Source organism: Neobacillus vireti, from assembly GCF_001026695.1.
Classification (GTDB): domain Bacteria; phylum Bacillota; class Bacilli; order Bacillales; family Cytobacillaceae; genus Neobacillus; species Neobacillus vireti.
In genome coordinates this window covers 75,317-102,161 of sequence record NZ_LDNB01000015.1, presented here as the reverse complement: position 1 = coordinate 102,161, position 26,845 = coordinate 75,317, and the positions used below count along the sequence as shown (strand labels likewise).

The window sequence follows — 26,845 nt, the reverse complement described above, 5'->3', positions numbered from 1 at the left end:
ATTAATATATCCGTAAAAGGGGAGAGTCACATGTCATTAAAACGTAAAAAGGTTTCTGTAATCGGCGGCGGTTTTACTGGCGCAACAACTGCATTTTTACTTGCGCAAAAAGAACTTGGAAATGTTGTTTTAGTTGATATCGCTCCAATGGAAAACCCTACAAAAGGTAAAGCGCTAGATATGCTTGAAGCAGGTCCAGTTCAAGGCTTTGATGCCTCAATCACAGGTACTTCTAATTACGAAGATACCCGCGATTCTGATATCGTTGTTATTACCGCTGGGATTGCACGTAAACCAGGCATGAGCCGTGACGATTTAGTGCAGACCAACCAAAAGGTAATGAAAAGTGTAACGCAAGAGATTGTGAAATACTCTCCAAATTGTACGATTCTTGTGTTAACAAACCCTGTTGATGCGATGACATATACTGTATTCAAAGAATCAGGTTTCCCTAAGAACCGTGTAATCGGTCAATCAGGCGTTCTTGATACAGCTCGTTTCCGTACATTTGTGGCTCAGGAATTAAATTTATCAGTTAAAGATATTACGGGATTTGTTTTAGGCGGACACGGAGATGACATGGTGCCGCTTGTACGTTATTCTTATGCTGGTGGGATTCCATTAGAAACATTAATTCCTAAGGACCGCTTGGAAGCAATTGTTGAACGGACAAGAAAAGGCGGCGGCGAAATCGTTAACCTTCTAGGGAACGGCAGTGCTTACTATGCACCTGCAGCTTCATTGGTAGAAATGTGTGAAGCGATTTTGAAAGACCAACGCCGTGTGTTACCATCGATTGCTTACCTTGAAGGGGAATTTGGTTATGAAGGTATCTACCTTGGAGTACCAACCATTCTTGGTGCAAACGGGATTGAAAAAGTAATTGAGCTAGAACTTACTGCAGACGAGAAAGCAGCCTTAGATAAGTCTGCTGAATCCGTCCGCGGTGTTATGAATGTATTGGCGTAATTGATAGGAATTCGGGGCCTTTTTGGGGTCCCCGGATTTTTTTCGATTTAATAATGAAATCGCTTTCAGTGAGGTGTGTTTGATGCTTTTAGGAAAAAAAAGAAAGCTTGGCCGAAGGATTGATGAAATAACGGTTGGTGAAAAGTTATCCTTGACGGAGAAAATCGAAGATAAAGATCTTCTGCTATATTTAGGATTAACTGATGACGCGAACCCTCTTTACATACAACATGACTATGCGTCACAGACGCCATTTGAAAAACCGATTGTTCCAAGTATTATGCTTACGGGGATGATTAGCTCAGCTATCTCAAAATATTTACCTGGACCAGGAAGTCATATCTTAAGCCAGGAAATTGAATTCACGAAGCCGGTCTATCATTACGGAACAGTTGAGTTTTTGTTTGAGGTGATTGAAGTAAATAGTGGTGAGCATACTGTGGTTATCAATGTTACTGGTACGAATGAAAAAAATGAAGCAGTTATCACCGGTCAAATAAAAGTCTGCCCGCCGCATCGATTGGAAGAATTCCATGGGAAGGCTTTGGAGAATTTCTAATTGTAGATCAGTTTTACCTCTGGAGAGTTCATGAGGACAAAAACCGATAGAAAAGAGCTGGAATTGTCCTCATGAAGGTTCATGAGGACAAAAATCGATAGAAGAGAGCAACCTTAAACGAATAGCATTCCTTTCAAATCCCACCTTTTTGTAAACTACAATAATTATACTTTTATAAAAAAAATCCCACCAATTACCCCTTTTTCTTTTACCAGTCCGTAAAACTAGATAATCCCTATTCCTTAACTATATAATGAAGGTATCTTGAATTGCGGGGGATCGTATGAAAAATAAAGTACTTGTTGTCGATGATGAGCAATCGATTGTAACCTTACTTCAATATAATTTTGAACAGGCTGGATATGAAGTTATCACGGCAATGGATGGGCAAACAGGAAAAAAATTAGCTGAAACTGAGTCACCCGATATGATTGTGCTCGATTTGATGCTGCCACATTTAGATGGGATGGAAGTTTGCAAACAGCTTCGCCAAAAGGGGATCATGACCCCGATATTAATGTTAACGGCAAAAGATGATGAATTCGACAAAATACTAGGCCTCGAGCTTGGCGCTGACGACTACATGGTTAAACCATTCAGTCCCAGAGAAGTGATTGCCCGTGTAAAGGCAATCCTAAGAAGAACCCAGGTTCAAACGGAGGCAGTTGAAGAGAACGATAATAATGAGGGGAACATTGAAATAGGGAATTTAACTATCTATCCTGAAAAATATGAAGCCTATTTCCAAGCCCAGCAATTGGAGTTGACCTTAAAGGAATTTGAATTACTGGTTTATCTCGCCCAGAATAAAGGCCGGGTATTAACTAGAGATCAATTACTAAGCTCTGTTTGGAATTATGATTTTGCGGGCGATACTAGAATTGTTGATGTACATATCTCGCATTTACGGGAGAAAATTGAAGTAGATACGAAGAAGCCGGTCTATATTAAAACCATCCGCGGTCTGGGCTATAAAATGGAGGAGCCTAAAGGAGAATGACAAAATTTCGAACTAGGCTTCTAATTACGCTAATTACCTTAATTATTACTGTACTAGTTGGATTAGGAATATTGCTTGGACAGATATTTAAAATTGATTTCTTAGACTCACTTAATGAAACTCTCCAATTGGAAATCTGGTGGAGCCTCTTGATTATTCTTGGGATTGCAGTGGCAATCATTATTTTTCTGGGATTAAGAATTACCTCCAGGTATACAAAACCGATTAAAGCGGCAACTGAAGTCGCAATCGAATTAGCTAATGGAAATTACCGGGCCAGAACAAAGGTTGAGCGTTTGGATGATGCAGGCATGTTGGGTAAATTCCTTAATATGTTGGCTGAAAATCTGCAAGAACTGACAAAAGCACATGAAATGCAGCAGGATCGTTTGTCCGCTTTAATTGAAAATATGGGGGCAGGGCTGGTCTTAATCGACAGCCGCGGGTACATAAATCTCATTAATAAAGGCTATAGTGATATTTTTCATGTAAAAACAACTGATTATTTATCAAAGCTTTATTATGAGGTAATTGAACAAGAAGAAATTTGCTCTATCGTCGCTGAGGTCTTCCGGACAGAACAGATGGTAACAAACCAGCTGCACATTCCATTAATCATCGAAAGAAAATATTTTGTTGTCTATGGTATTCCTATTATTGGAACGAACAATGTTTGGAAAGGTGTTTTGCTCGTTTTCCACGATATTACCGAACTAAAAAAACTCGAGCAAATGCGCAAGGACTTTGTCGCCAATGTTTCACACGAACTTAAAACTCCAGTTACATCTATTAAAGGATTTACAGAAACTCTCTTGGATGGAGCGATGAACAATCAAGAAACGTTAGAAGCATTTCTGTCGATTATTTTAAAAGAAAGTGACAGGCTGCAGTCGCTCATTCATGACTTATTAGAGCTTTCTAAAATTGAGCAGCAAGGCTTTGAATTAACACTCCAGCAGGTCGACTTGCATCCAATGCTCGAAGAAGTCATTGCCCTTCTGTCTGGAAAAGCAGAAGCGAAGAATGTTGCCCTTGAATTTTACAGCAAGCAGAAGCATGTACTCATTAACGGTGACTTTGATCGTTTAAAGCAGGTGTTTATCAATTTAATTGGAAATGCGATTACATATACGCCATCTGGAGGAAATGTGAAAATCATCCTTCTTGACTATGAGCGAAATGTTCGGATTCATGTTAAAGATTCAGGTGTTGGAATTAAAAAGGAAGAAATTCCGCGCATCTTTGAACGGTTTTACCGAGTGGACAGGGATAGGAGCCGTAATTCCGGAGGAACGGGACTTGGCTTAGCGATTGTTAAACATTTAGTAGAAGCACATCACGGAAAAATTAGTGTAAAAAGTGATGTCGGTGAAGGTAGTGAGTTTATTCTAGAACTAGACAAAAAGAATTTGGAAGGGTGAACAAGGTGGAAAAGAAAAAGCTTGTACTTATAGATGGGAATAGTATAGCCTACCGTGCTTTTTTTGCACTCCCCCTGCTTAATAACGATAAAGGAATTCATACAAACGCGGTATACGGTTTTACAATGATGCTGATGAAGATTTTGGAGGATGAAAGACCAACACACATGCTTGTCGCATTTGATGCTGGAAAAACTACCTTTCGTCATAAAACCTTTACAGAGTACAAAGGCGGAAGGCAGAAAACCCCGCCGGAATTATCAGAGCAATTTCCATTCATTCGTGAACTATTAGACGCCTACGGGATATCGAGATATGAGCTTGAAAATTACGAGGCGGATGACATTATCGGAACCCTTTCTTTAACCGCGGAAAAAGATGGCTATGAGGTAAAAGTGATCTCCGGGGATAAGGACTTAACACAGCTATCCTCTCCTGCTATAACCGTGGGAATCACCCGAAAAGGGATTACCGATATTGAAGAATATACCCCGAAGCATATCGGAGAAAAATACGGCCTGACTCCCGAGCAAATTATCGATATGAAGGGCTTAATGGGCGATGCTTCCGATAACATACCTGGTGTTCCAGGAGTAGGTGAAAAGACCGCTATAAAACTGTTGAAAGAGTTTTCAACGCTGGAAAACTTGTTAAACTCGATTGATCAAGTATCGGGAAATAAACTGAAGGAAAAGCTGGCGGAATTTAAAGACCAGGCAATCATGAGTAAAGAACTTGCGACAATTGAACGGCAAGCGCCAGTAGAAGTCGATATAGAAGCAATTGCCTATGAAGGGTTTACCCGGGAAAAACTAGTCGGTTTGTTTAAGGAATTAGGCTTTCAAACGTTATTAGACAAATTAGGCGATGATACAGCTGTAACAGAAGAGCCGGAGCTTGAAGAGGTTGACTATATTATCCCTACTGAAATAACAGAAGCGATTTTTGCTGATGACAATTATTTCTATGTGGAAATGCTTGATGATAATTATCATTATGCTGATATTATTGGTTTTTCCCTTGTGAATAAAAAAGGAAAATACTACTTGCCAACGGATCTTGCGTTAAAATCAGAAGCTTTTAAAAAATGGGCAGAAGATGAAGGAATCAAGAAAACGGTTTATGATGCGAAGCGTTCGGAGGTTTCCTTAAGAAGGTATGACATCCATTTAAAAGGGGCAAATTTTGATATTTTGATGGCTTCCTATCTCATTAATCCTTCAGAAAATATTGAAGATCTAGCCGCAATCGCGAAAAGGTACGATCTCTATAATATCCAGGCGGATGAATCGTTTTATGGGAAAGGTGCGAAACGAAGGGTTCCTGAAACTGCTAATCTTGCTGCACACCTGATTCGTAAAGGACTTGCCATGTCCGATTTAAGAGAAAAACTCGAAGATGAATTAAGACGTAATGAGCAGTATGAATTATTTACGGAACTTGAAATGCCTTTATCACTTATTTTAGCCGATATGGAATCATACGGAATCAGGGTTGAGCGAGAACGCCTTCAGTTGATGGGAAAAGAGCTAAATGAGCGATTAATTGAAATTGAAGAGAAAGTTTGTGAATTAGCGGGTGAGAAATTTAATATTAACTCACCAAAGCAGCTTGGGATTATCTTATTTGAAAAGCTCGGTCTGCATTCATTTAAGAAAACGAAAACAGGTCACTCAACTTCTGCAGATGTTTTAGAAAAATTAGCAGGCGACCACGAAATTATTGAACATATTCTGCTATATCGGCAGCTGGGGAAGCTCCAGTCTACTTATATTGAGGGACTGCTAAAAGTAATTAATCCAAAAACGGAAAAAATCCATACAAGATATCAACAGACATTAACTGCGACAGGCCGGCTGAGCTCGATAGACCCTAATTTGCAAAATATCCCGATTCGTCTTGAGGAAGGCCGAAAGATTCGTCAGGCTTTTGTTCCATCTGAAAAAGGCTGGGTCATTTTTGCCGCTGATTACTCGCAGATTGAACTTCGGGTCCTAGCAGACATTGCTGGCGATGAAAAGCTAATTCAAGCCTTTAAGGATGATCTCGACATCCATACGAAGACAGCGATGGAGGTCTTCCATGTTGAAAAGGATGAGGTTACCTCAAACATGAGACGCCAGGCAAAGGCTGTTAACTTTGGTATTGTCTATGGAATTAGTGATTATGGTCTTTCTCAATCGTTGGGGATTACAAGGAAAGAAGCCGGCCAATTTATTGAGCGTTACCTTGATACCTATCCGGGCGTAAAGGAATATATGGACGACATTATTCACTCAGCAAGACAAAAAGGGTATGTGACCACCCTGATGCAAAGAAGACGGTACATCCCTGAAATTACTGCCCGTAATTTTAACATTAGAAGCTTTGCGGAAAGAACGGCGATGAACACCCCAATTCAAGGCAGTGCTGCCGATATTATTAAAAAAGCAATGATTGACATGGACGAAGCATTGAAGGATAAGGGCTTAAAAACAAGGCTGCTACTACAGGTGCATGATGAATTAATTTTCGAAGCTCCCGAGGACGAAGTGGAGATTCTTAAAAGTTTAGTTCCTTTAGTGATGGAGAATGCCCTTGAATTAAAGGTTCCGTTGAAAGTGGACTATTCTTACGGTCCAACCTGGTTTGACGCAAAATAAATTTACAGCAAAGGTGGGCCTTCTATATGCCAGAACTGCCTGAGGTGGAAACCGTCCGGAACACATTAATACAGTTAGTTGCCAATAAGACGATCGATAATATTACCGTCTACTGGCCGAAAATCATTAAAAATCCGTTAGAGGTTGAGCAATTTATTGATGCCTTAAGAGGAGAGACGATTATAGATGTCGGCAGGAGAGGGAAATTTTTAATTTTTTATACGGATCATTACGCATTGGTGTCCCACCTGCGAATGGAAGGGAAATACGGACTTTACCCAAAGCACGAGCCATTTGATAAACATACCCATGTCATTTTTCACTTTACTGATGATACTGACTTAAGGTATCGAGACGTTCGAAAATTTGGCACGATGCATTTATATAAAAAAGGCGAAGAATTTCTAAAACCGCCCTTGCTTGACCTTGGTCCGGAACCTTTTTCAGAAGAATTTACGGAAAAGTATCTGGCTGGGAGACTGGAAAAAACGAACCGGAAAATTAAACCGGCGCTTTTAGACCAGAAAGTTTTTGTTGGTCTTGGCAACATTTATGTCGATGAAGCGCTCTTCCGGGCAGGAATCCACCCGGAGCGGCTTGCTAGCACATTAAATGAAGCGGAAATTGCCACCCTGCACCGTGAAATTGTTGCTACCTTGACTGAGGCGGTCAAAAAAGGCGGCAGTACAATCCGCTCATATGTTAATTCTCAGGGGGAAATAGGGATGTTTCAGCTTGAATTATATGCCTACGGGCGCAAGGGAGAAGAATGTAAACGTTGTGGAACTCCGCTTGAGAAAACGACTGTAGGGGGCAGGGGCACACATTATTGCCCGACATGCCAGAAACTTTAATGTAGACTTTGAGAACTGTCCAGCTCCAGCGCCTAGGGTCTCGCAGGTCTACAGCCAATCCGTCAAGAAGGCTAAAAAGCAGCCTTCTCGCCGGCTCGTCTAGATTCACGACCCTGATCAAGGCGCTTCCGCTTTTCTGTTAACATCGGATGGGCTCCTGCCATATACTATCTTAGTGATTGTGGAGGAAGGAGTCCTAAAAGCAATGGTTCAGTTGTTCTCACTTCTCATTTTAGCTTTTGCTCTCAGCCTTGACAGCTTTAGCGTAGGGTTTACGTATGGCTTGAGGCAAATGGTAATGCCGATTAAGTCAGTTCTCATTATTGCAACATGCTCGGCTGTTTCTTTAATGCTTGCCGTGTCAATCGGGCATGGCCTTGAAAAAATATTATCAGCGAGCATCACAGCAAGCCTGGGAGGAGTCATCCTAATAGGTCTCGGTGCCTGGGTTTTGTTTCAATATTTCCGGCCAGTAAAAGAAAAGGAAATCTTAAAACAAGAAAAAACAATTGTAAATTTTGAAATACGCTCCCTAGGATTAGCGATTAATATCCTGAAAAAACCTATGTCTGCTGATTTTGATCAATCAGGTACGATTACCGGAATTGAGGCGTTGATGCTTGGTTTTGCTCTATCACTAGATTCATTTGGTGCAGGAATTGGAGCAGCAATGCTTGGATACTCTCCCATTTATTTAGCGGCATCTGTTGCGATTATGAGCTCACTATTTGTCCTCTTAGGCATTAAAAGCGGAACTTTTTTTCATAAATTTGAATGGATTCAAAAGTTCACATTCTTACCAGGGATCCTGCTAATTATTATTGGGGTATGGAAATTATAATTATGTCGAAAGGAATAGCATATGTCACTAGTCATCGGGTTAACAGGCGGAATTGCCAGTGGAAAAAGTACCGTATCAAAGATGTTTAAAGAAATGGATATTTCAGTAGTCGATGCCGATGTAGAAGCACGCCTGGCGGTAGAAAAAGGAGAACCTGCTTACAATAAAATCATTGCTGAATTTGGTGCGGAGATTTTAATGGAGAATGGGGAAATTGACCGCCCGAAGCTTGGCTCAATTATTTTTCATCAAGTAGAGAAAAGACTTCTCTTAAACGAAATCGTCCATCCCGAAGTTAGAAGAAGGATGATGGAACAAATTGAGGCAGCTAAACAGAATGGCGAAAGCGTCATTGTTCTTGATATTCCTTTATTATTTGAAAGTAAATTAACCTATATGGTGGATAAAACGATTCTTGTTTACGTGGACGATGACACACAATTACAGCGATTAATCGACAGAAATCAACTGTCCAACGATGATGCCGAGGCAAGGGTACGCTCGCAAATGCCTCTGGCTAATAAAATAAAGCTAGCAGATGAGGTCATTGACAATAATGGAACGCTAGAAGAAACAAAAAAACAGCTCACCGATTTATTAAATCGCTGGGGAATTTATTCGAAATAAATGGGAGAAGGCACTCAGCCTTCTCTATTTTATTGTTGTTATTATCAGAATTATCGAACATTTAAGAAATCCGCCTTTTGTTCATCACAATTACACCTAATTATGTTATACTAATACCAACAAAACAAGTCATAAGTATAACATTAATACGGAAGGGGCCGTCAAATGAAGGCGAGAGTTGCAATTAATGGTTTCGGGAGAATTGGAAGGATGGTTTTTAGAAAAGCAATCCTGGAAAAAAAGCTGGAGATTGTGGCCATAAATGCGAGCTATCCGGCAGAAACATTAGCTCATTTACTTAAATATGATACAAACCATGGACCTTTTCAGGGAGATGTGATCCCTTTAGATAATGAGTTAATCGTGAATGGAAAAAGAATCAAGCTATTAAGTAATCGTAATCCCGAAGAGCTTCCTTGGAGAACACTTGGTGTAGATATCGTGATTGAGGCTACTGGAAAGTTTAATGCCAGAGAAAAGGCCGCTCTTCACTTGGAAGCAGGAGCCAAGAAAGTAATTTTGACAGCTCCGGGAAAAAATGAGGATGTTACCATTGTGATGGGTGTTAATGATGAAATGCTTGATATTTCGGAGCATGATATTATTTCAAATGCCTCTTGTACCACCAACTGCCTGGCACCGGTAGCCAAGGTGCTAGACGAAAGATTTGGAATTGAAAGCGGCTTAATGACCACCATTCATGCTTATACAAATGACCAAAAGAATATCGATAATCCGCATAAAGACCTGCGAAGGGCACGTGCATGCGGACAATCGATTATTCCAACGACAACGGGGGCTGCCAAAGCATTGTCACTTGTTTTACCACAGCTTCAGGGGAAATTGCACGGGATGTCACTCCGTGTTCCAACACCAAACGTTTCGCTGGTGGACTTAGTAGTAGACTTAAATCAAGATGTGACGGTTGATGATATCAATAAGGCTTTCATTGAAGCGGCCAACGGTTCATTAAAAGGAATCTTAGACTTCACAATGGAACCATTAGTATCCGTAGATTTTAATACCAATGATCATTCTGCTATCATTGATGGACTTTCGACAATGGTGATGGGAACAAGGAAGGTAAAAGTGTTAGCGTGGTATGACAATGAGTGGGGTTATTCCTCACGTGTAGTTGATCTAACTCTCTATGTAGCAAAACACCTGGCAAAAACGACGCAGGTGAAGGTCGGATAGTCCAATTAGGCGAAAGAATAAAAAATGCTGTCGATTGACAGCATTTTTTTGTTCCATTTAGGACAATTATGCATATTATAGCTTTGAAATTACTGTTTTTTTATTCATGCGCTTTTCGTGGATAAATTTTTTTTGATAGGTTGCAAAATAAATATAAACAAAGTATACTAGTCATCGTGAACTTCTTGAAATTAGGTGCCGATTAGCTGCTTAAAGGGTTAGGACCTCTTTGGACTAACTTTCCCCCGTGGCCGCTCAAAGATACCGTCAATAACGGATTTCAAGTGGGATCTCAAAAAGGTTAGGGGGAATTAAATATGGAAACAATGGGACGTCATGTCATCGCTGAACTTTGGGGATGCGACTTTGAAAAATTGAATGATATTGATTTTATTGAAAGAACTTTTGTCGATGCAGCTCTTAAATCAGGTGCAGAAATTCGGGAGGTAGCTTTTCATAAATTTGCTCCGCAGGGTGTAAGTGGAGTGGTTATTATTTCTGAATCACACCTTACCATTCATAGCTTTCCGGAACATGGATATGCAAGCATTGATGTCTATACATGCGGCGATCTAAATCCGAATGTAGCGGCTGATTATATTGCTGAAGCTTTAAATGCCGATACACGTGAAAATATTGAAATTCCACGCGGCATGGGTCCTGTAAATCTAAATCAGGCAAAGGCTCTGTAATTCTAATAAAAATTGTAGCTAAGAGGTGTATGTAATAGTACACCTCTTTTTATATTTCGTCGATAATGTTGTAAACTAAGAGAAAAGAAATGAATAATGGAGGGATAGTATGGTTAATTTATTTACTCGATTCAAGAAGCAAATTGAAACGTCTGACCGACAGACTGACGAATCTTTGAAAACGCATTATTATAAGGCAACCTTCAATCAGTTGTTTGCATCAGTTGAAAAGTTATTTCATGAGGATGCCGATTGCCGGGTGACGACCGTATCGAAAGAGCATGGAGAAATTGCAGTCGAAGTCAGTAAACCGTTTTCCTGCTTCTTGATTGTGACAATAGTATCTGTAAAACCGCTGGAAACTGCTGTTGATTTTAATATATCATCTGAAAAATTTTCACTTCTCGGTGCTTATCCCGACTTGAAAAAGCGAATTACCTCCTATTACGAGCGGATTAATCGAATACATACATCCTTAGGAACAAGATAAAACGGATAACACTTTTACTTGTATAAGAATCCTCTTTTTCATAAAATAAAGGTAAGGATTTTGTTCGGGTTTGATTGTGTAGATTTGGAGCTGATTATTAATGAAATGCCCCTCATGTCAAAATTATGGTACACGCGTGCTTGATTCCCGGCCTGTTGACGAAGGACGTGCAACAAGGAGAAGGAGGGAATGCGAAGAATGCGGCTATCGCTTTACTACCTTTGAAAAAATTGAAGAGATTCCTTTAATCGTCGTAAAAAAGGAAGGGACAAGAGAAGAATTCAGCCGTGATAAAATACTAAGGGGATTAATTAAGGCCTGTGAGAAACGGCCTGTTGCCCTAAAGGAATTAGAAGATATCACCCATGGTGTCGAAAAGGAGCTTCGCAGCCAGGGGATTTCCGAAATTAAAAGTGATGCAGTTGGCGAAATGGTGATGGACAGGCTGGCACATGTAGACGAAGTCGCCTACGTAAGATTTGCCTCAGTCTACCGTCAATTTAAAGATATTAATGTGTTTATTGATGAATTAAAAGAATTAATAAAACGAGAAAAATCCTGAGGAGCTAAAGGGGTCTTTGGCTCTTTTTTTCAATAAATGAGGAAAGGTTGGGTGGATATGGCGCAGCATTGGCAGGAAATTCTTCCTATCGACCGGTATCAAGTAGCGGCTAATGGGCTCTTGCATGAGTATGACCGAAAAGTGCTGACGTTTCTATATCAGCCTTTGATCGGCTCAACTTGCTTTAGTTTGTATATGACTCTCTGGGCAGAACTTGAGGAAAATCGGCTTTGGTCGGAATCCTCCACGCACCATCTTTTGATGAATTTATTAGGAATGAATTTAAAGGATATTTACGAAGCGAGACTAAAGCTTGAAGGTATTGGGTTAATAAAAACATTTGTCAAAACTGATGAAAATGGACGGTCGTTTATTTACGAGCTATCCCCTCCATTGAACCCAGAGCAATTCTTTTTAGATGGGATGCTAAATATTTATCTTTATCGAAAGATAGGAAAAAATCATTTTGCTCGGTTAAAACGATTCTTTACTGACCAGCTCATACAAGAGGAAAAAGAATATCAGGATGTGACAAAAGCCTTTCAGGATGTGTTTGAATCGGCCACACCTGCTAGTCTTCAGTATCTCCAGGATATTTCAACAGATATTGAAGCGGGTGAAAATCAGCAGTTTATCGGGCGAAATGAAGCAACCCCGATTCAGATTGATCATAGCACGTTCGATTTTGAATTATTAGAAGCAGGTCTGAATGAATCGCTTGTCCCGAAAAAGGCACTAACCACTAAGGTCAAGACTGTGATTAGCAATCTTGCATTTCTTTATAAAATTAATCCGATTGAAATGAAGAACTTCATTTTAGGCGCTGTTAATCCGAACGATGAGATTGATATTGAGGAATTAAGAAAAGGGGCTCGAGATTGGTATCAATTCGTCAATTATGACCAGCTGCCGAGTCTGATTAACCGAACCCAGCCAGCTGCCTTCCAAGTTCAATTAGATGAACCGAAAACCCAGGAGGAAAAATTAATCCGTTATTACGAAACTACCTCCCCGCTAACTGTTTTTAAAGATCGTTCAGGTGGAGTAGAGCCTTCAGAGGCAAATTTGAAGCTTTTAGAAGAAGTAATGATTAAATATAAGCTTCCTCCTGGCGTAGTAAATGTTTTAATTGATGTAGTCCTAATAGAAACGAAGATGAAATTTTCAAAGAACTATGTCGATGCCGTTGCCAGTACTTGGGCGCGGCTGCAGGTAAAAACGGTGAAAAAAGCGATGGATCTTGCAAAAGATAATAAAAATGCCCAAAATGAAAGAAAAAAGGCTGGAAAGAGTACTAACAAAAAGCCTATACGGAAAGAGCTAATCCCTGAGTGGTTTGATGAAAGCTCTGAAACAGCAGCAAAAGATGCTTCACAAGAAAATAAAACAGAAGATGAAGCGAAAAAGCGTGCCATAGAAGAAAAATTAAAGGCCTTTAGGAAGTAGAGGTGACTGATTGTGGAGAAAATAAATAAAACATTACAGCGGCTGGCCTCGAATGAAAATTTTCAAAAGCGTTATCAGCAGCAGCGTGAACAAGTCCTTCAACATCCGGATATTAAAGCATTTTTAGCTAAGCATCAAGCCGAGATGACACAAGAGATGATTGAAAAAAGCATGAGCAAACTATTTGAATACACAAATCAGAGCAAGGAATGCGATCACTGCGAAAGTCTTGAAAAATGTATTAACTTTATGAAGGGTTATCACCCTGAATTAGTGTTTGCCCGGAACTCTATTGATGTTATTTATAAACGTTGCCCAAGAAAAGTCATGGCCGATGAAAAGAAGAAAAATGAAAAGCTAATTAAAAGCCTTTATGTACCAAAAGATATTTTGGAAGCGACCTTCGAGGACTTTGAAGGGGATTCAGGAAGGCTTGATGCGGGTGATAAGGCCGCAACCTTCTTAATGAATTATGAAGCTGGTAAAAAAGCAAAAGGCCTATATCTTTACGGGAAATTCGGAGTAGGGAAATCCTATTTGCTAGGGGCGATTGCAAATGAACTAGCGAAAAAACAAATAGGCTCGATGATTGTGTATGTCCCGGAGCTACTTCGAGAAATGAAAAGCTCCATTGCGGATTCTACCTTAAACGAAAAGATTGAAGCCTTGAAAAAGGAATCTATCCTCATGTTAGATGATATTGGTGCTGAAGCGGTATCAAGCTGGACAAGGGATGAGGTGCTGGGACCAATTCTCCAGTTCCGGATGCTTGAAAGCCTGCCGACATTCTTTACTTCTAACTTTGATTTTGAAGCACTGGAACATCATTTGACCTACAGCCAGCGGGGCGAAGAGGAGAAAATGAAAGCAAGACGAATTATGGAGCGGATTCGAACCTTGAGCGAGCCAGTGCATGTAGTTGGACCGAATCGCAGATAAGTTAAAATAATTGCCAGGAACACTGAAAAATATCAGTGTTTCTTTTTTTATATTTATTTTCAGTAAATAATATAAAATGCTGCTGTCTGCCAACTTCTATTTTGGCCAAGTCCCCCATATATATTAAAACAGAGATTGGCTGAAAAGGGGGGTTTTGGTTGGCAGAAATCATCTTCCGAAGCAAGCAGGAGGCACAAAGGTTCTATAACCACTTGCTGAAATATTTATCGCTAAATCCAGATAATCAAAATATTCTTCTTTTAGAAGATCGACATATAGTAAAAATTTTAGATGGCGGCATTTCCATTGAGATGTTTGATTGGATTAAAACTGCATTTTATGATTTTATTACCAATGTCAAGCGCGATGACTGGTTTAGAGAGATATTAAAAGAACAATTTTACTATGAGGATTTAGAAGAGCAGCAGCAAATAATTGAGATTATTTACTCTGTATTTGATGGTCAAAGAAAGGACCTCGCTGTTTTCATAAAGGAAACAAGTATTGAACCCGATTATATTATGGCAGCAATCGATCATATTTTTCACGATGATATCTCATTTTCGTTTGATTCTTTCCTTAAATTCCGCCTGCGTCCCTATCTGCAGAATTTAGAAAGCTATGTAGAGATTGCAATTGATGAATATAAAATGGAACAGGAATATCAAATGTTTGTGCAAATGCTGAGGGAGTTTTTGGCAAACCGGGAGCCGAAAATGGAAATTCTTCATTTATTATTTGATGAGGAAATTACTTTTTATAATGAACTTTTTGTCGAGATAAAAAGAGGGGAATTAGCAAGAATGATTGATCGAAAATTATTAGTTAATCATCCTGTATATGTTGATTCTGTATCAATTGCACCGCTGTTATCGCTGGCACCGACATCTATTTATATTTATACAAAAGACCCTGACGAACCGCTGGTTAGAACAATCAAAAATATCTTTGAAGAAAGAGTGAACATCAAAACGTTTGCAGCCCTCCGTGAGCAAAGGAAATGGGCAGCTGAAAAAAATTCTTCAGAAAATCAGGCATAATGAATAAATTTATGACAATATTTAGTTTTATGTGCCTTGCTTTTTAAATTCGAAGTCATTATAATAACATACATAATAAATATTACAGCAACAGTAATGATAAGGATAACAGTATTTTTTTACGGTTTAATAGAGAGGGAGTCCGCGGCTGAAAGTCTCCTAACACGAAAAATATACTTACCACCTTTAAACTTCAGCAGTGAACACTTCAGCTTTTTATGGGGCAAGTAATTGTTGACGGCTACAGCCGTTACCTGACCAAAGTCTTTTTCAATACGTATTTTATTGAAAATGAAAAATTGGGTGGAACCACGTGTTATTCAAAACTCGTCCCTATTCCAGGGACGGGTTTTTTTATTTTTATTAGAAAAGCGACCTTAATTGGCGCTCAATTTTAAGGAGGAGTTGTTATGTCAGACGTTGTTAAGTTTTCGTTTCCTGATGGGGCAGTAAAGGAGTTCCCGCGTGGAACCACAACAGAAGATATCGCCGCTTCCATTAGCCCTGGCCTTAAGAAAAAGGCGATTGCCGGCAAATGGAACGGTCAATTGGTCGACCTTCGCCGTCCAATTTTTGAGGATGGTTCGATAGAAATCGTTGTTCCTGATTCCAGTGATGCTTTAGAGGTATTGCGTCACAGCACAGCACATTTAATGGCCCAAGCTGTTAATAGGCTTTATCCAAACGTCAATCTTGGCGTTGGGCCGGTCATTGAAGGCGGCTTTTATTATGACATGGATCTTGAGGAATCATTAACACCTGAAGATCTGCCGAAAATAGAAAAAGAAATGGCGAAAATCGTCAACGAAAACCTTGAGATTATTCGCAAAGAAGTAAGCAGGGATGAGGCTGTTCAGCTTTTTAAAGAAATGGATGATCCCTATAAGCTTGAACTCATTGAAGCGATACCCGATGGGGAAACGGTCACACTTTATCAACAAGGTGAATTTGTCGACCTTTGCCGAGGTGTACATGTTCCGTCAACGGGAAAAATTAAAGAATTTAAATTATTGAGTATAGCTGGTGCCTACTGGCGCGGTGACAGCGATAATAAAATGCTGCAGCGCGTATACGGTACAGCCTTTTTCAAAAAAGAAGATTTAGCGGAACACCTTCGTCTGCTTGAAGAAGCAAAAGAGCGTGATCACCGTAAAATTGGGAAAGAATTGAGCCTGTTCACTAATTCCCAATTAGTTGGTCAAGGATTACCGTTATGGCTCCCTAAAGGGGCAACAATCCGCCGCATCGTCGAGCGCTATATTGTCGATAAGGAAGTCCGCCTAGGGTATGACCATGTTTATACTCCTGTGATGGGCAGTGTTGATCTTTATAAAACTTCAGGTCACTGGGACCATTATCAAGAAGATATGTTCCCGGTTATGGACATGGATAATGAGCAATTAGTCCTTCGTCCGATGAACTGTCCGCACCATATGATGGTCTACAAAAATGCGATTCACAGCTACCGTGAACTTCCGATTCGAATCGCTGAACTTGGAACAATGCATCGCTATGAAATGTCCGGCGCCTTATCAGGACTTCAGCGTGTACGGGGAATGACGTTAAATGATGCCCATATCTTTGTTCGGCCTGACCAAATTAAAGATGAATTCAAACGGGTAGTTAATCTTATTTTAGCTGTATATAAAGACTTTAATTTAAATGAATATTCCTTCCGTCTTTCCTATCGTGATCCGCAAGACACTGAAAAGTATTTTGACGATGATGCGATGTGGGAAAAAGCTCAGGGCATGCTTAAGGAAGCAATGGATGACTTAGGTCTTGACTATTTTGAAGCGGAAGGTGAAGCGGCGTTCTATGGTCCTAAACTAGACGTTCAAGTAAAGACTGCTTTAGGCAAGGAAGAAACACTTTCCACTGTTCAATTAGACTTCTTGCTGCCTGAGCGTTTTGACTTAACTTATGTCGGAGAAGATGGCAAACAACATCGTCCTGTTGTTATCCACCGCGGTGTCGTATCAACAATGGAACGATTTGTAGCCTTCTTAATTGAAGAATACAAGGGAGCATTCCCAACATGGCTCGCTCCGGTGCAGGTTCAGGTTATTCCGGTATCGCCGGGTGCGCATTATGATTATGCGAAACAAGTTCAAGAACAGCTGAAAAATGAAGGCTTCCGTGTTGAACTGGATGGCCGTGATGAAAAAGTAGGCTATAAAATCCGTGAAGCACAAATGCAAAAAATACCATACATGCTTGTGGTCGGCGACAAAGAAGTAGAAAACCAGGCCGTAAATATCCGCAAATATGGCGAGCAAAACTCTGAGACAAAGCCATTTGCTGAATTTTTAGCCGCAATAATGGCTGAAGTGAAAAAATGATAGCATAGCAAAAAAAGAGGGCTTCCTCTTTTTTTGTTTTAAAAAACTGTTGAAAATTCTTTAGATTCTTGTTAAACTAAATTTCGTTGTCATTTGTTAATTGTTCATTTGACATTACATCTTTGTTCATGTTATAGTTACTAAGGTGAAAATTGAATACTGTTTTGGGAAAAGAAGAAGCACCCGCTTCTCACCTGATTAACGCAAATGAGCAGTTGGCAGGTTTTACTTGAACTTTTTGTTTCTTACTTATGTTCTGTAAAGTGTGGGTGTATTCATCCACACTTTTTTATTTGTGTACTTAAGCAAAAACACTGATAAAAAGTTTTTCATACCTGTCGATTCGGTCGTGATGTTAACTCAGATGTTTCTTGACCTAGACGAAAGTATTCGTGATACAACCTTGGAGGTGGCTAATTATTAGCAAAGACATGTTGTTAAATGAGGGTATTCGCGCTCGTGAAGTTCGTCTAATTGATCAAAACGGCGAACAATTGGGGATTAAAACCAAATTTGAAGCGTTAGAGATTGCCGGACGAGTGAATCTTGATTTGGTACTTGTAGCGCCAAATGCAAAGCCTCCGGTAGCCCGGATTATGGACTATGGCAAATTTAAATTCGAGCAGCAAAAGAAAGAAAAAGAAGCTCGTAAGAATCAAAAGATCATCACGACAAAAGAAGTTCGTCTGAGCCCGACAATTGATGAGCATGACTTTAATACAAAGCTGCGCAATGCAATTAAGTTCTTGGAAAAAGGCGACAAGGTAAAAGCTTCAATCCGCTTCAAAGGCCGAGCGATTACCCATAAAGAAATTGGTCAACGTGTGTTAGACCGTTTTTCAGCAGCGTGCAAGGAAGTTGCGACCATCGAGTCACATCCTAAAATGGATGGACGTAGCATGTTCCTAGTCTTAGCACCTAAAATCGAAAAGTAATAAGGAGGATATCCCAAATGCCAAAAATGAAAACTCACCGCGGCGCTGCAAAGCGTGTTAAGAGAACTGGTTCTGGTCAGTTAAAACGTGACCATGCTTATACAAGCCACTTATTCGCAAACAAATCTACAAAAGCAAAACGTAAACTTCGTAAAGCATCTCTTATTTCTAAAGGAGATTTCAAACGCGTTCGTCAAATGTTAACTTACGTTAAATAATCAAGAAGTGATCGATTTCGATATTGGAGGGAAATTACATGCCACGTGTAAAAGGCGGTACAGTTACGCGCAAGCGTCGTAAAAAAGTTTTAAAATTAGCAAAAGGTTATTTCGGTTCAAAACATACATTATATAAAGTTGCTAACCAACAGGTTATGAAATCTTTAATGTATGCATTCCGCGATCGTCGTCAAAAGAAGCGCGACTTCCGCAAACTTTGGATTACTCGTATCAACGCAGCAGCTCGTATGAACGGTCTTTCTTACAGCCGTTTAATGCACGGCTTAAAGCTTGCTGGTATCGAAGTAAACCGCAAGATGCTTGCTGAATTAGCAGTAAGCGATGCAAACGCATTTGCTGAATTAGCGAATGTTGCAAAGCAACAAAACAACAAGTAATTATATAGTAAAGCCATTCTCTTATGAAGAGGATGGCTTTTTCTCATAAAGGGGTGGAAGGATATGAAAGTAATGTTGGCCGTCATTTTTATCATGAATATTATTGGACTTTGGATTATGGGAGAGGATAAAAAGCGGGCGAAAAAGCACGAGTATAGAATTCGCGAACGGACCTTGTGGCTTGTGGCGCTATTTGGAGGAGCTGTTGGAGCAACGGCCGGAATGCAGCTTTATCGTCATAAAACAAAGCATGTTTCGTTTAAAATTGGCTTCCCCGTCCTTGCAATTATTGAACTTATTCTTTTCGTTAATTGGCTAATATAAAAAGCCGCGATGCGCGGCTATTGCTGTAAGAATTCCTTCACAGGGCTTTTCCAATTGATTTCGGCATTTGGATAGTTCTCAAGTATTTTTTTATCAATATAAAAAAAGTCATCCTTTACAAGCCCTTTAAGTGAAATTGCACTCTCGGGCCAAATCGAGATGGAAACAATGTCAAAGGTGTTATCGGCAGTACCCATGTATTTTTCACCGGCAAACACCGCACCTTTATAGGTGAGCATAAAGTTTTTTCTAACATCGTCATTGTCGATTAATAAAAATCGGTTATGTTTACGTGCAGATTCAAGTTTTCTGCTCGGTGTAAAAAGAATTTTTACCACAGCATACAATAAGAAAAAAATGAAAAACAACAATACGAAGCGCAGTAACCAAATCATGGCCAAGCCTCCTACACCTATTTTTCTTTTAATACGAACCATGATGAAAAAGGTTTCAATAATTTTTCATAAAGGAGTAATGATTGAGATGCAATTTGAAAAACTATTCGAAATGCAAAAGGCGTTGGATCGCCATATTGAAGAAAAGCATGGGCTGCTGAACGAAGATTTATTTAACAGAAAGGTGGTTGCATTGCTTGTAGAAATAGGCGAATTAGCTAATGAAACCCGCTGTTTTAAATTTTGGAGTGTGAAGCCGTCTTCTGCTAAAGAGGTAATTCTCGAAGAGTTTGTGGATGGGATCCATTTTATTTTGTCACTAGGGATTGAATGCGGCTTCGCTCCAGCACAGATTGAATTGAATGTGCATGGGTCGTCCTTAAATGCTACTGATCAGTTCCTTCGTGTTTATGAACAGGTAAATATTTTTCAGCAAGCGAAAAATTTATCGAGTTACATAGACTTGTTTGCCGCCTATTTAGGATTAGCGGAACAGCTGGGATTTACGGAGGAAGAAATAGAGCAGGCATATTTCCGGAAAAACGAAGTAAATTATCAAAGACAGCAGAATAACTATTAGCAGAAAATTTGTAACCTTACAGTTTTTTTCTGTATAATGAATTTCGTACAAATTCATAAATCAGGGGGCTATTGGATGGCAAATTTAGATGAAACATTAACGATGTTAAAAGACTTAACTGATGCCAAAGGAATTCCTGGCAATGAGCGTGAAGTCCGCGAAGTAATGAAGAAATACATAGAGCCATTTGCAGATGAAATTACTACTGACGGACTTGGCAGTTTAATTGCCAAAAAGGTAGGGAAAGAAGGCGGCCCGAAAATCATGGTAGCCGGCCACTTAGACGAAGTCGGCTTCATGATCACTCAAATTGATGACAAAGGCTTCCTGCGTTTTCAACCAGTTGGCGGCTGGTGGGGCCAGGTTATGCTCGCCCAGCGCGTGACGATTGTGACGAAAAAGGGCGATGTAACCGGTATTATCGGTTCTAAGCCTCCGCATATTTTATCAGCGGAAGCCCGCAAGAAGCCAATCGAAATTAAAGATATGTTTATTGATATTGGGGCATCAAGCCGTGAAGAAGCTGCGGAGTGGGGCGTCCGTCCTGGCGATATGGTTGTACCATATTTTGAATTTACGGTCATGAACAATGAAAAAATGCTGTTAGCCAAAGCCTGGGATAACCGCATTGGCTGTGCGATCGCAATTGATGTCTTGAAGCAATTAAAGGGCGTTGAGCATCCTAACGTTGTTTATGGTGTTGGGGCGGTTCAAGAAGAGGTTGGCCTGCGTGGCGCTAAAACGGCAACCTACAAAATCCAGCCGGATATCGGCTTTGCGGTCGATGTCGGTATTGCCGGCGATACACCAGGAATTTCTGAAAAAGAAGCAATGAGTAAAATGGGCAAAGGACCGCAAGTAGTTGTCTATGATGCGTCTATGGTAGCCCATAAAGGCTTGCGTGATTTAGTTACCGATACAGCCGATGAATTGAACATCCCGTATCAATTCGAGTCTATTCCCGGAGGCGGTACGGATGCTGGTTCCATCCATTTAACGCATAATGGGGTTCCAGCGCTTGCGATTACAATTGCGACTCGCTACATCCATTCACATGCTGCCATGCTCCATCGCGACGATTTCGAAAATGCTGTTAAGCTAATTGTTGAAGTCATTAAGCGCCTAGACCGTGAGACGGTTGATAAAATTACATTTGAATAATAGGTTTGGATCCCTGGCTTTAGTTTCTGGCTGGGGATTTTTTAATTTAAAAAAAGCTGCCGATTGATGTAGGGCAGCTTCGGGGAGATTTTACTTTAACCCGTTTTCAAGGGTTGAAAGCATCTCTTTTTTCTCTTCTTCAGATGAATTTTTCCAAATGACTTCAAATAGTACACCGAGACCAGGGAGCATTTTTTCTTCACCATTTTGAATCGCATCAACGATGGTATCTTCTAATTCATCTTGCGAATTACCGGTAACATTGTGAATAATCGCATTTCGTAAATTTAAGTTCATTACCCCACACTCCTTTTTATCCTGACTTTCTTTAATATGTTTTCTATTTTTGGTTTTATTATGTATTATTGTTATGATAAAGTCAGGTGAGATTTTTAAAAAGGAGAACCAGTTTTGAAACATATAGAATCTGTCAATAATCCTAAAGTAAAACAATGGAAAAAGCTTTTAACGAAGAAAGAGCGGGATAAGTCGGGCACGTTTTTAGTAGAAGGGTTTCATTTAGTTGAAGAGGCAATCAAACAAGGGGAGCAAATTTTGGAAATGATCGTTTCTGAAAAAGTCGGGCTTCCGCCGCGCTGGGATTTAGGTTCCACGCCACTTACCACAATAACGGAAGAGATTTCCGATGCTTTATCCGACACCGAAGCCCCGCAAGGAATTTATGCGGTTTGCCGTCAAGCAAATTCGGGAGCAGGTGATGCAAAATCTTTACTGCTCATTGATGCCGTCCAGGATCCAGGAAATCTAGGTACGATGATTCGCACCGCTGATGCAGCAGGGATTGACGCCGTGATTGTCGGCCGCGGAAGCGTAGATATTTATAACTCAAAGGTGCTAAGGTCAGCTCAGGGAAGCCATTTTCACCTCCCAATTATCAGAGGCGACCTCCATGAGTGGATGGACAAGCTGCAAGAAAAAAATATTCCTGTTTACGGAACCGCACTTGAAGGGGCATCCGCTTATACTGATATTTCCGGCGGTGATTCTTTTGCATTGATAGTTGGAAATGAAGGGAACGGCGTCGGAAAAGATTTCCTAGCCAACACGACTGCCAATCTATATATACCGATTTACGGCAAGAGTGAGTCGTTAAATGTAGCAGTTGCAACCGGAATTCTTCTTTATTATTTAAAAGGCAGTGTTAAAGCACACAGTTGATTTTGAGCACAATGTTGCTCTACGTTTCAGGCGCGAGACTCCTGCGGGAGCAGCGGGACAGGTGAGAGCCCGCAGGCGCATTAGCGCCGAGGAGGCTCACCGCCCGCCCCGCGGAAAGCGAAGCGCCTGGAACGGAAATCAACATTCACATTAAACAGAGCCATTTAAAAAAATAGGCGCAAACACGTTTGACCTTTTACTGAAAATTATTATATAATAATGAACAATTGATTATTATAAAAACGATGACGGAGAAAAGTATCTTGCCTAAGGACCATTTAGGGAGAAAGTGCCGCGACTGGAAGCACTTTTATGGTTCAGGACATGAGAAGTTCACCTCCTGAGTTGGCATCGGGACCATTTTTCTAGGAAGAATGTAAAGATGCACCGGCACATGCCGTTATCCGAATGAAGCGAACACTTGTGTTTTATACATATCGTGTTTACAAGGGTGGTACCGCGAAACTATAACCTCGTCCCTTTCCAGGGATGGGGTTTTTTTGTTTTTTTCTCGGTGCCTGACACCAATGAAAATATTAAGGAGGAATAGACATGCAAGAACGTTTGAAGGAATTGCAAGAAGAGGCTATTCAAAAGATTGAACAGTCTGCAAGCTTAAAAGAATTGAATGACATTCGCGTCGCCTACCTAGGAAAAAAAGGCCCAATCACCGAAGTGCTGCGCGGAATGGGCAAGCTTTCCGCTGAAGAGCGTCCAGTAATGGGGGCACTCGCCAACGAAGTCCGCGAAGCGATTGCCGTGAAAATCGAAGCAAAACAAAAAGGGTTGGAAGAGGCTGCTGTCCTTGAAAAACTCGCGACTGAACGTATTGATGTTACGCTTCCAGGACGCCCAGTGAAAGTTGGAAACCACCACCCGCTCACAAGGATTATTGAAGAAATTGAAGACTTATTTATTGGGATGGGTTACCAGGTAGCCGAAGGTCCTGAAGTTGAGCAGGATTATTACAACTTCGAAGCACTTAATTTACCGAAAGGGCACCCTGCCCGCGATATGCAGGACTCCTTCTATATCACGGAGGAAATCCTTCTGCGCACACACACATCGCCAGTCCAAGCGCGGACGATGGAGAAGCATGAAGGCAAGGGTCCAATCAAAATTATTTGTCCGGGTAAAGTGTACCGCCGTGACAATGACGACGCGACACACTCCCACCAGTTCATGCAAATCGAAGGCCTTGTCGTTGGCGAAAATATTCGCATGAGTGACCTTAAAGGTACATTAGAAGTTTTTGCGAAAAAGATGTTCGGTGACGATCGCGAAATCCGCTTAAGACCTAGCTTTTTCCCATTCACAGAGCCGTCTGTTGAAATGGATATTTCTTGTAAAATTTGCGGCGGCAAAGGCTGTAGCGTTTGTAAGCAAACAGGCTGGATTGAAATCCTTGGGGCCGGCATGGTTCATCCAAACGTCCTTGAAATGGCTGGATATGATTCGAAAAAATACACTGGGTTTGCCTTTGGTATGGGGCCAGAGCGGATTGCGATGTTGAAATACGGTGTCGATGACATCAGGCATTTCTATACAAATGACGTACGTTTTCTAAAACAGTTTTCGGTAGAAGAATAGGAGGTTGACAAAATGTTCGTTTCATATAAATGGCTCCAAGATTATATCGATTTATCAGGAGTAACAGCAGCTGAATTAGCTGAAAAAATTACAAAAAGCGGGATTGAAGTTGAGGGAGTAGAAATCCTTAACGAAGGCATTAAAGGTGTTGTTGTCGGTCATGTATTAGAACGGGAGCAGCATCCAAATGCCGACAAATTAAGTAAATGTCTTGTTGATGTTGGCGAAGAGCAGCCAGTGCAAATTATTTGCGGAGCACCGAATGTGGCGCAAGGACAAAAGGTTGCTGTTGCCAAAGCAGGTGCCGTTTTACCAGGCAATTTTAAAATTAAACGGGCAAAGCTTCGCGGTGAGGAATCAAACGGAATGATTTGCTCCCTTACTGAGCTAGGAATGGAAGGCAAGGTTGTTCCGAAAGAATATTCCGAGGGTATCTTTGTTTTTCCAGCAGATGCTGAGGTGGGCGTCGATGCCCTTGGCTTGTTAAATAGGGACGATGAGGTCCTTGAGCTTGGTTTGACGCCTAACCGTGCAGATTGCTTAAGCATGCTGGGTGTTGCTTATGAAGTGGCAGCAATTCTAGGCAGAGAGGTTAAACTTCCGGAAATTAGTTTGGAGCCAGTTGCTGAAAAAGCTTCTGATTACGTAAAAATTACTGTAGAAGCAAAAAAGGATAACCCATTATATGTGGCAAAAATGATCAAAAATGTAAAAATCGGCCCCGCACCGCTATGGATGCAGACACGCTTAATGTCAGCCGGTATTCGCCCGCATAATAATGTCGTTGATATTACGAACTATATTTTATTAGAATACGGCCAGCCGCTTCATGCGTTTGACTATGACCGCTTAGGATCCAAAGAAATACTTGTCCGCCGTGCTGCCGATGGCGAAAAATTTGTGACACTTGATGATGTGGAACGGACATTAACCCCCGATCATCTTGTAATTACAAATGGTACGGAGCCAGTTGCCCTTGCAGGTGTGATGGGCGGAGCGAATTCTGAGGTAACTTCCGACACAACAACAGTTTTATTGGAATCAGCTTATTTTAGCGGGGCTGCCGTAAGAAAAGCATCGAAAGACCACGGTTTAAGAAGTGAAGCAAGCGCCCGGTTTGAAAAAGGCGTTGATCCAAACCGCGTTCGGGCAGCTGGCGAACGTGCGGCCTATTTAATGGCGAAGTATGCCGGCGGTGAAGTTTTAGAAGGAGCTGCTGAGGCTGATACATTAACAGTTGAACCAGCAGTAGTTTCGATTACGCTTGAAAAAATCAACCGTGTCCTTGGAACAGAGTTAGTGATGAAGGATGTTAAAGAAATCTTTGACCGCCTGCAATTCGCAGTTTCTATCGAGGAAGATACTATTACAGTTACGGCACCAACACGCCGGGGAGATATTAAAATTGAAGAAGATTTGTTGGAAGAGGTCGCACGCCTGTACGGGTATGATAATATTCCGAAGACATTGCCGATTGGTTCATCCACTCCAGGCAGATTGTCAGACTACCAGAAGAAGCGTCGTGAAGTCCGTCAATACCTTGAAGGTGCAGGATTGTACCAGGCAGTAACGTATTCATTAACAAGTGAAGAAAAAGCTACCCAATTTGCCCTAGAAAAAGGCGATACAATTCGTTTAGCAATGCCAATGAGCGAAGAGCGCAGTATTCTTCGTTTAAGCATTATGCCGCAGCTATTGGAAGTCCTTAAATACAATAGTGCCCGTCAAAACGATAGCTTGGCCGTTTATGAAACAGGTGCGGTATTTTTATCAAATGGGGATGAGTCACTTCCTGTTGAAAGAGAGCATTTAGCAGCAGCGGTTACTGGCTTGTGGCATAGCCATTCATGGCAAGGGGAGAAGAAGGCGGTTGACTTCTTCGTTGTTAAGGGAATAGTGGAAGGAATGTTTGCTAAGCTTGGCTTGATGGATCGCGTTGATTACGTCCAGGCACAGTTAGACGGCATGCATCCTGGCCGTACCGCAGAAATCCGCTTGAATGGTGAAAAAATCGGCTTCGTCGGTCAAGTACACCCAAGCATTCAAAAAGAGCTTGATTTAAAAGACACCTACGTATTCGAATTATCACTAAAAGCAGTCCTTGAAGCAGAAGCACCAGTCTTACAATACGAAACCATCCCACGCTTCCCATCCATCACAAGAGACATTGCCCTTGTGGTAAACAGAGAAACGGTGTCAGGCACCTTATGGGAAATTATAGTAAATGAAGGGGCTCCGCTTCTGAAGGAAGCTGAAGTATTTGATTTATATGAGGGAGACAAGATTGAAGCAGGCAAGAAGTCGATTGCTTTCTCATTAAAATATGCTGACCCTGTGCGTACGTTAACGGATGATGAGGTTACCAAGGTTCATGGGCGTGTGCTTAATGCTTTGCAAGAAAAGACAGGCGCGGTGTTAAGAGGTTAATTAATAGAGGCTGGTCC

At 40.9% G+C, this 26,845-nt stretch carries 27 protein-coding genes and 2 other annotated features; of the genes, 25 read left to right on the top strand and 2 right to left on the bottom strand.

The window, feature by feature from the left end:
• Nucleotides 1–30: 30 nt before the first annotated feature.
• From mdh to AA980_RS19605, 20 genes are all read left to right on the top strand, one after another.
• Nucleotides 31–969 carry a malate dehydrogenase gene (mdh, locus tag AA980_RS19705; RefSeq protein WP_024028581.1) on the top strand — a complete coding sequence of 313 codons (939 nt, stop codon included), beginning with the start codon at nucleotides 31–33 and terminating at the stop codon, nucleotides 967–969.
• Between the two features lie 82 nt (nucleotides 970–1,051).
• On the top strand, nucleotides 1,052–1,528 hold the full coding sequence (locus AA980_RS19700) for a MaoC/PaaZ C-terminal domain-containing protein (protein WP_024028580.1): 477 nt from the start codon (nucleotides 1,052–1,054) through the stop codon (nucleotides 1,526–1,528).
• Between the two features lie 283 nt (nucleotides 1,529–1,811).
• Nucleotides 1,812–2,528 (top strand): response regulator transcription factor, encoded by a 717-nt coding sequence (locus AA980_RS19695; protein WP_024028579.1) that lies wholly within the window; start codon nucleotides 1,812–1,814, stop codon nucleotides 2,526–2,528.
• Entirely contained in the window at nucleotides 2,525–3,949 is a 1,425-nt protein-coding gene (pnpS, locus tag AA980_RS19690; protein WP_024028578.1) for a two-component system histidine kinase PnpS, read from the top strand. Before AA980_RS19695 ends, pnpS begins: the two co-directional genes overlap by 4 nt.
• Before the next feature lie 5 nt (nucleotides 3,950–3,954).
• Nucleotides 3,955–6,591: a DNA polymerase I gene (polA, locus tag AA980_RS19685; RefSeq protein ID WP_024028577.1), complete on the top strand. Its 2,637-nt coding sequence runs from the start codon at nucleotides 3,955–3,957 to the stop codon at nucleotides 6,589–6,591.
• A gap of 26 nt (nucleotides 6,592–6,617) precedes the next feature.
• On the top strand, nucleotides 6,618–7,445 hold the full coding sequence (gene mutM / locus AA980_RS19680) for a DNA-formamidopyrimidine glycosylase (protein ID WP_024028576.1): 828 nt from the start codon (nucleotides 6,618–6,620) through the stop codon (nucleotides 7,443–7,445).
• A gap of 205 nt (nucleotides 7,446–7,650) precedes the next feature.
• Nucleotides 7,651–8,286: a sporulation membrane protein YtaF gene (ytaF, locus tag AA980_RS19675; RefSeq protein WP_024028575.1), complete on the top strand. Its 636-nt coding sequence runs from the start codon at nucleotides 7,651–7,653 to the stop codon at nucleotides 8,284–8,286.
• A gap of 21 nt (nucleotides 8,287–8,307) precedes the next feature.
• Nucleotides 8,308–8,913 carry a dephospho-CoA kinase gene (gene coaE / locus AA980_RS19670; RefSeq protein ID WP_024028574.1) on the top strand — a complete coding sequence of 202 codons (606 nt, stop codon included), beginning with the start codon at nucleotides 8,308–8,310 and terminating at the stop codon, nucleotides 8,911–8,913.
• Between the two features lie 165 nt (nucleotides 8,914–9,078).
• Nucleotides 9,079–10,110, top strand: a complete 1,032-nt coding sequence (locus tag AA980_RS19665) for a glyceraldehyde-3-phosphate dehydrogenase (protein WP_024028573.1) — start codon at nucleotides 9,079–9,081, stop codon at nucleotides 10,108–10,110.
• A gap of 317 nt (nucleotides 10,111–10,427) precedes the next feature.
• Entirely contained in the window at nucleotides 10,428–10,802 is a 375-nt protein-coding gene (gene speD / locus AA980_RS19660; protein ID WP_024028572.1) for an adenosylmethionine decarboxylase, read from the top strand.
• A 109-nt stretch (nucleotides 10,803–10,911) separates the two neighbouring features.
• Nucleotides 10,912–11,292 carry a hypothetical protein gene (locus AA980_RS19655; RefSeq protein ID WP_024028571.1) on the top strand — a complete coding sequence of 127 codons (381 nt, stop codon included), beginning with the start codon at nucleotides 10,912–10,914 and terminating at the stop codon, nucleotides 11,290–11,292.
• A 100-nt stretch (nucleotides 11,293–11,392) separates the two neighbouring features.
• On the top strand, nucleotides 11,393–11,854 hold the full coding sequence (gene nrdR / locus AA980_RS19650; RefSeq protein WP_024028570.1) for a transcriptional regulator NrdR: 462 nt from the start codon (nucleotides 11,393–11,395) through the stop codon (nucleotides 11,852–11,854).
• A 57-nt stretch (nucleotides 11,855–11,911) separates the two neighbouring features.
• Nucleotides 11,912–13,300 (top strand): replication initiation and membrane attachment family protein, encoded by a 1,389-nt coding sequence (locus tag AA980_RS19645; protein WP_034724079.1) that lies wholly within the window; start codon nucleotides 11,912–11,914, stop codon nucleotides 13,298–13,300.
• Nucleotides 13,301–13,312: 12 nt separating this feature from the next.
• A complete protein-coding gene (dnaI, locus tag AA980_RS19640; protein ID WP_024028568.1) occupies nucleotides 13,313–14,239 on the top strand; it encodes a primosomal protein DnaI in 927 nt (308 codons plus the stop codon).
• 158 nt (nucleotides 14,240–14,397) lie between these two features.
• Nucleotides 14,398–15,279: a putative sporulation protein YtxC gene (gene ytxC / locus AA980_RS19635; RefSeq protein WP_024028567.1), complete on the top strand. Its 882-nt coding sequence runs from the start codon at nucleotides 14,398–14,400 to the stop codon at nucleotides 15,277–15,279.
• 410 nt (nucleotides 15,280–15,689) lie between these two features.
• Entirely contained in the window at nucleotides 15,690–17,621 is a 1,932-nt protein-coding gene (gene thrS, locus AA980_RS19625) for a threonine--tRNA ligase (protein WP_024028566.1), read from the top strand.
• A gap of 165 nt (nucleotides 17,622–17,786) precedes the next feature.
• Nucleotides 17,787–17,918: a sequence feature (ribosomal protein L20 leader region), on the top strand.
• Nucleotides 17,919–18,052: 134 nt separating this feature from the next.
• Complete coding sequence (gene infC / locus AA980_RS19620; RefSeq protein WP_024028565.1) at nucleotides 18,053–18,556, top strand: translation initiation factor IF-3; 504 nt, start codon at nucleotides 18,053–18,055, stop codon at nucleotides 18,554–18,556.
• Between the two features lie 17 nt (nucleotides 18,557–18,573).
• Nucleotides 18,574–18,774: a 50S ribosomal protein L35 gene (rpmI, locus tag AA980_RS19615; RefSeq protein ID WP_024028564.1), complete on the top strand. Its 201-nt coding sequence runs from the start codon at nucleotides 18,574–18,576 to the stop codon at nucleotides 18,772–18,774.
• A gap of 38 nt (nucleotides 18,775–18,812) precedes the next feature.
• Complete coding sequence (gene rplT, locus AA980_RS19610) at nucleotides 18,813–19,172, top strand: 50S ribosomal protein L20 (RefSeq protein ID WP_024028563.1); 360 nt, start codon at nucleotides 18,813–18,815, stop codon at nucleotides 19,170–19,172.
• Nucleotides 19,173–19,235: 63 nt separating this feature from the next.
• Complete coding sequence (locus AA980_RS19605) at nucleotides 19,236–19,496, top strand: DUF1294 domain-containing protein (protein WP_024028562.1); 261 nt, start codon at nucleotides 19,236–19,238, stop codon at nucleotides 19,494–19,496.
• 17 nt (nucleotides 19,497–19,513) lie between these two features.
• Here AA980_RS19605 and AA980_RS19600 read toward each other — a convergent pair whose 3' ends face one another.
• A complete protein-coding gene (locus AA980_RS19600) occupies nucleotides 19,514–19,891 on the bottom strand; it encodes a hypothetical protein (RefSeq protein ID WP_024028561.1) in 378 nt (125 codons plus the stop codon).
• An 88-nt stretch (nucleotides 19,892–19,979) separates the two neighbouring features.
• On the opposite strand from AA980_RS19600, the gene AA980_RS19595 reads away from it, so the two are divergent.
• Nucleotides 19,980–20,471 (top strand): dUTP diphosphatase, encoded by a 492-nt coding sequence (locus tag AA980_RS19595; protein ID WP_024028560.1) that lies wholly within the window; start codon nucleotides 19,980–19,982, stop codon nucleotides 20,469–20,471.
• A gap of 75 nt (nucleotides 20,472–20,546) precedes the next feature.
• Entirely contained in the window at nucleotides 20,547–21,632 is a 1,086-nt protein-coding gene (locus AA980_RS19590; RefSeq protein ID WP_024028559.1) for a M42 family metallopeptidase, read from the top strand.
• Nucleotides 21,633–21,722: 90 nt separating this feature from the next.
• On the opposite strand, the gene sspI is transcribed toward AA980_RS19590, so the two are convergent.
• Nucleotides 21,723–21,929, bottom strand: coding sequence for a small acid-soluble spore protein SspI (gene sspI, locus AA980_RS19585; protein WP_024028558.1), 207 nt, complete (start codon nucleotides 21,927–21,929; stop codon nucleotides 21,723–21,725).
• A 114-nt stretch (nucleotides 21,930–22,043) separates the two neighbouring features.
• Between sspI and AA980_RS19580 the strand changes: the two genes are divergently transcribed.
• From AA980_RS19580 to pheT, 3 genes are all read left to right on the top strand, one after another.
• Nucleotides 22,044–22,811 carry a TrmH family RNA methyltransferase gene (locus tag AA980_RS19580; RefSeq protein WP_024028557.1) on the top strand — a complete coding sequence of 256 codons (768 nt, stop codon included), beginning with the start codon at nucleotides 22,044–22,046 and terminating at the stop codon, nucleotides 22,809–22,811.
• 236 nt (nucleotides 22,812–23,047) lie between these two features.
• Nucleotides 23,048–23,295: a binding site (T-box leader), on the top strand.
• A gap of 68 nt (nucleotides 23,296–23,363) precedes the next feature.
• A complete protein-coding gene (gene pheS, locus AA980_RS19575) occupies nucleotides 23,364–24,401 on the top strand; it encodes a phenylalanine--tRNA ligase subunit alpha (RefSeq protein WP_024029198.1) in 1,038 nt (345 codons plus the stop codon).
• Nucleotides 24,402–24,413: 12 nt separating this feature from the next.
• On the top strand, nucleotides 24,414–26,828 hold the full coding sequence (gene pheT, locus AA980_RS19570; RefSeq protein ID WP_024029199.1) for a phenylalanine--tRNA ligase subunit beta: 2,415 nt from the start codon (nucleotides 24,414–24,416) through the stop codon (nucleotides 26,826–26,828).
• The last annotated feature ends 17 nt before the right edge of the window (nucleotides 26,829–26,845 follow it).

What these genes read in the sequence shown, in the direction of transcription:
- mdh (WP_024028581.1), top strand. Translation starts at nt 31, where the DNA reads ATGTCATTAAAACGTAAAAAGGTTTCTGTAATCGGCGGCGGTTTTACT.
- AA980_RS19700 (WP_024028580.1), top strand. Translation starts at nt 1,052, where the DNA reads ATGCTTTTAGGAAAAAAAAGAAAGCTTGGCCGAAGGATTGATGAAATA.
- AA980_RS19695 (WP_024028579.1), top strand. Translation starts at nt 1,812, where the DNA reads ATGAAAAATAAAGTACTTGTTGTCGATGATGAGCAATCGATTGTAACC.
- pnpS (WP_024028578.1), top strand. Translation starts at nt 2,525, where the DNA reads ATGACAAAATTTCGAACTAGGCTTCTAATTACGCTAATTACCTTAATT.
- mutM (WP_024028576.1), top strand. Translation starts at nt 6,618, where the DNA reads ATGCCAGAACTGCCTGAGGTGGAAACCGTCCGGAACACATTAATACAG.
- ytaF (WP_024028575.1), top strand. Translation starts at nt 7,651, where the DNA reads ATGGTTCAGTTGTTCTCACTTCTCATTTTAGCTTTTGCTCTCAGCCTT.
- coaE (WP_024028574.1), top strand. Translation starts at nt 8,308, where the DNA reads ATGTCACTAGTCATCGGGTTAACAGGCGGAATTGCCAGTGGAAAAAGT.
- AA980_RS19665 (WP_024028573.1), top strand. Translation starts at nt 9,079, where the DNA reads ATGAAGGCGAGAGTTGCAATTAATGGTTTCGGGAGAATTGGAAGGATG.
- speD (WP_024028572.1), top strand. Translation starts at nt 10,428, where the DNA reads ATGGAAACAATGGGACGTCATGTCATCGCTGAACTTTGGGGATGCGAC.
- AA980_RS19655 (WP_024028571.1), top strand. Translation starts at nt 10,912, where the DNA reads ATGGTTAATTTATTTACTCGATTCAAGAAGCAAATTGAAACGTCTGAC.
- nrdR (WP_024028570.1), top strand. Translation starts at nt 11,393, where the DNA reads ATGAAATGCCCCTCATGTCAAAATTATGGTACACGCGTGCTTGATTCC.
- AA980_RS19645 (WP_034724079.1), top strand. Translation starts at nt 11,912, where the DNA reads ATGGCGCAGCATTGGCAGGAAATTCTTCCTATCGACCGGTATCAAGTA.
- thrS (WP_024028566.1), top strand. Translation starts at nt 15,690, where the DNA reads ATGTCAGACGTTGTTAAGTTTTCGTTTCCTGATGGGGCAGTAAAGGAG.
- infC (WP_024028565.1), top strand. Translation starts at nt 18,053, where the DNA reads ATGTTGTTAAATGAGGGTATTCGCGCTCGTGAAGTTCGTCTAATTGAT.
- rpmI (WP_024028564.1), top strand. Translation starts at nt 18,574, where the DNA reads ATGCCAAAAATGAAAACTCACCGCGGCGCTGCAAAGCGTGTTAAGAGA.
- rplT (WP_024028563.1), top strand. Translation starts at nt 18,813, where the DNA reads ATGCCACGTGTAAAAGGCGGTACAGTTACGCGCAAGCGTCGTAAAAAA.
- AA980_RS19605 (WP_024028562.1), top strand. Translation starts at nt 19,236, where the DNA reads ATGAAAGTAATGTTGGCCGTCATTTTTATCATGAATATTATTGGACTT.
- AA980_RS19600 (WP_024028561.1), bottom strand. Translation starts at nt 19,891, where the DNA reads ATGATTTGGTTACTGCGCTTCGTATTGTTGTTTTTCATTTTTTTCTTA.
- AA980_RS19595 (WP_024028560.1), top strand. Translation starts at nt 19,980, where the DNA reads ATGCAATTTGAAAAACTATTCGAAATGCAAAAGGCGTTGGATCGCCAT.
- AA980_RS19590 (WP_024028559.1), top strand. Translation starts at nt 20,547, where the DNA reads ATGGCAAATTTAGATGAAACATTAACGATGTTAAAAGACTTAACTGAT.
- sspI (WP_024028558.1), bottom strand. Translation starts at nt 21,929, where the DNA reads ATGAACTTAAATTTACGAAATGCGATTATTCACAATGTTACCGGTAAT.
- pheS (WP_024029198.1), top strand. Translation starts at nt 23,364, where the DNA reads ATGCAAGAACGTTTGAAGGAATTGCAAGAAGAGGCTATTCAAAAGATT.
- pheT (WP_024029199.1), top strand. Translation starts at nt 24,414, where the DNA reads ATGTTCGTTTCATATAAATGGCTCCAAGATTATATCGATTTATCAGGA.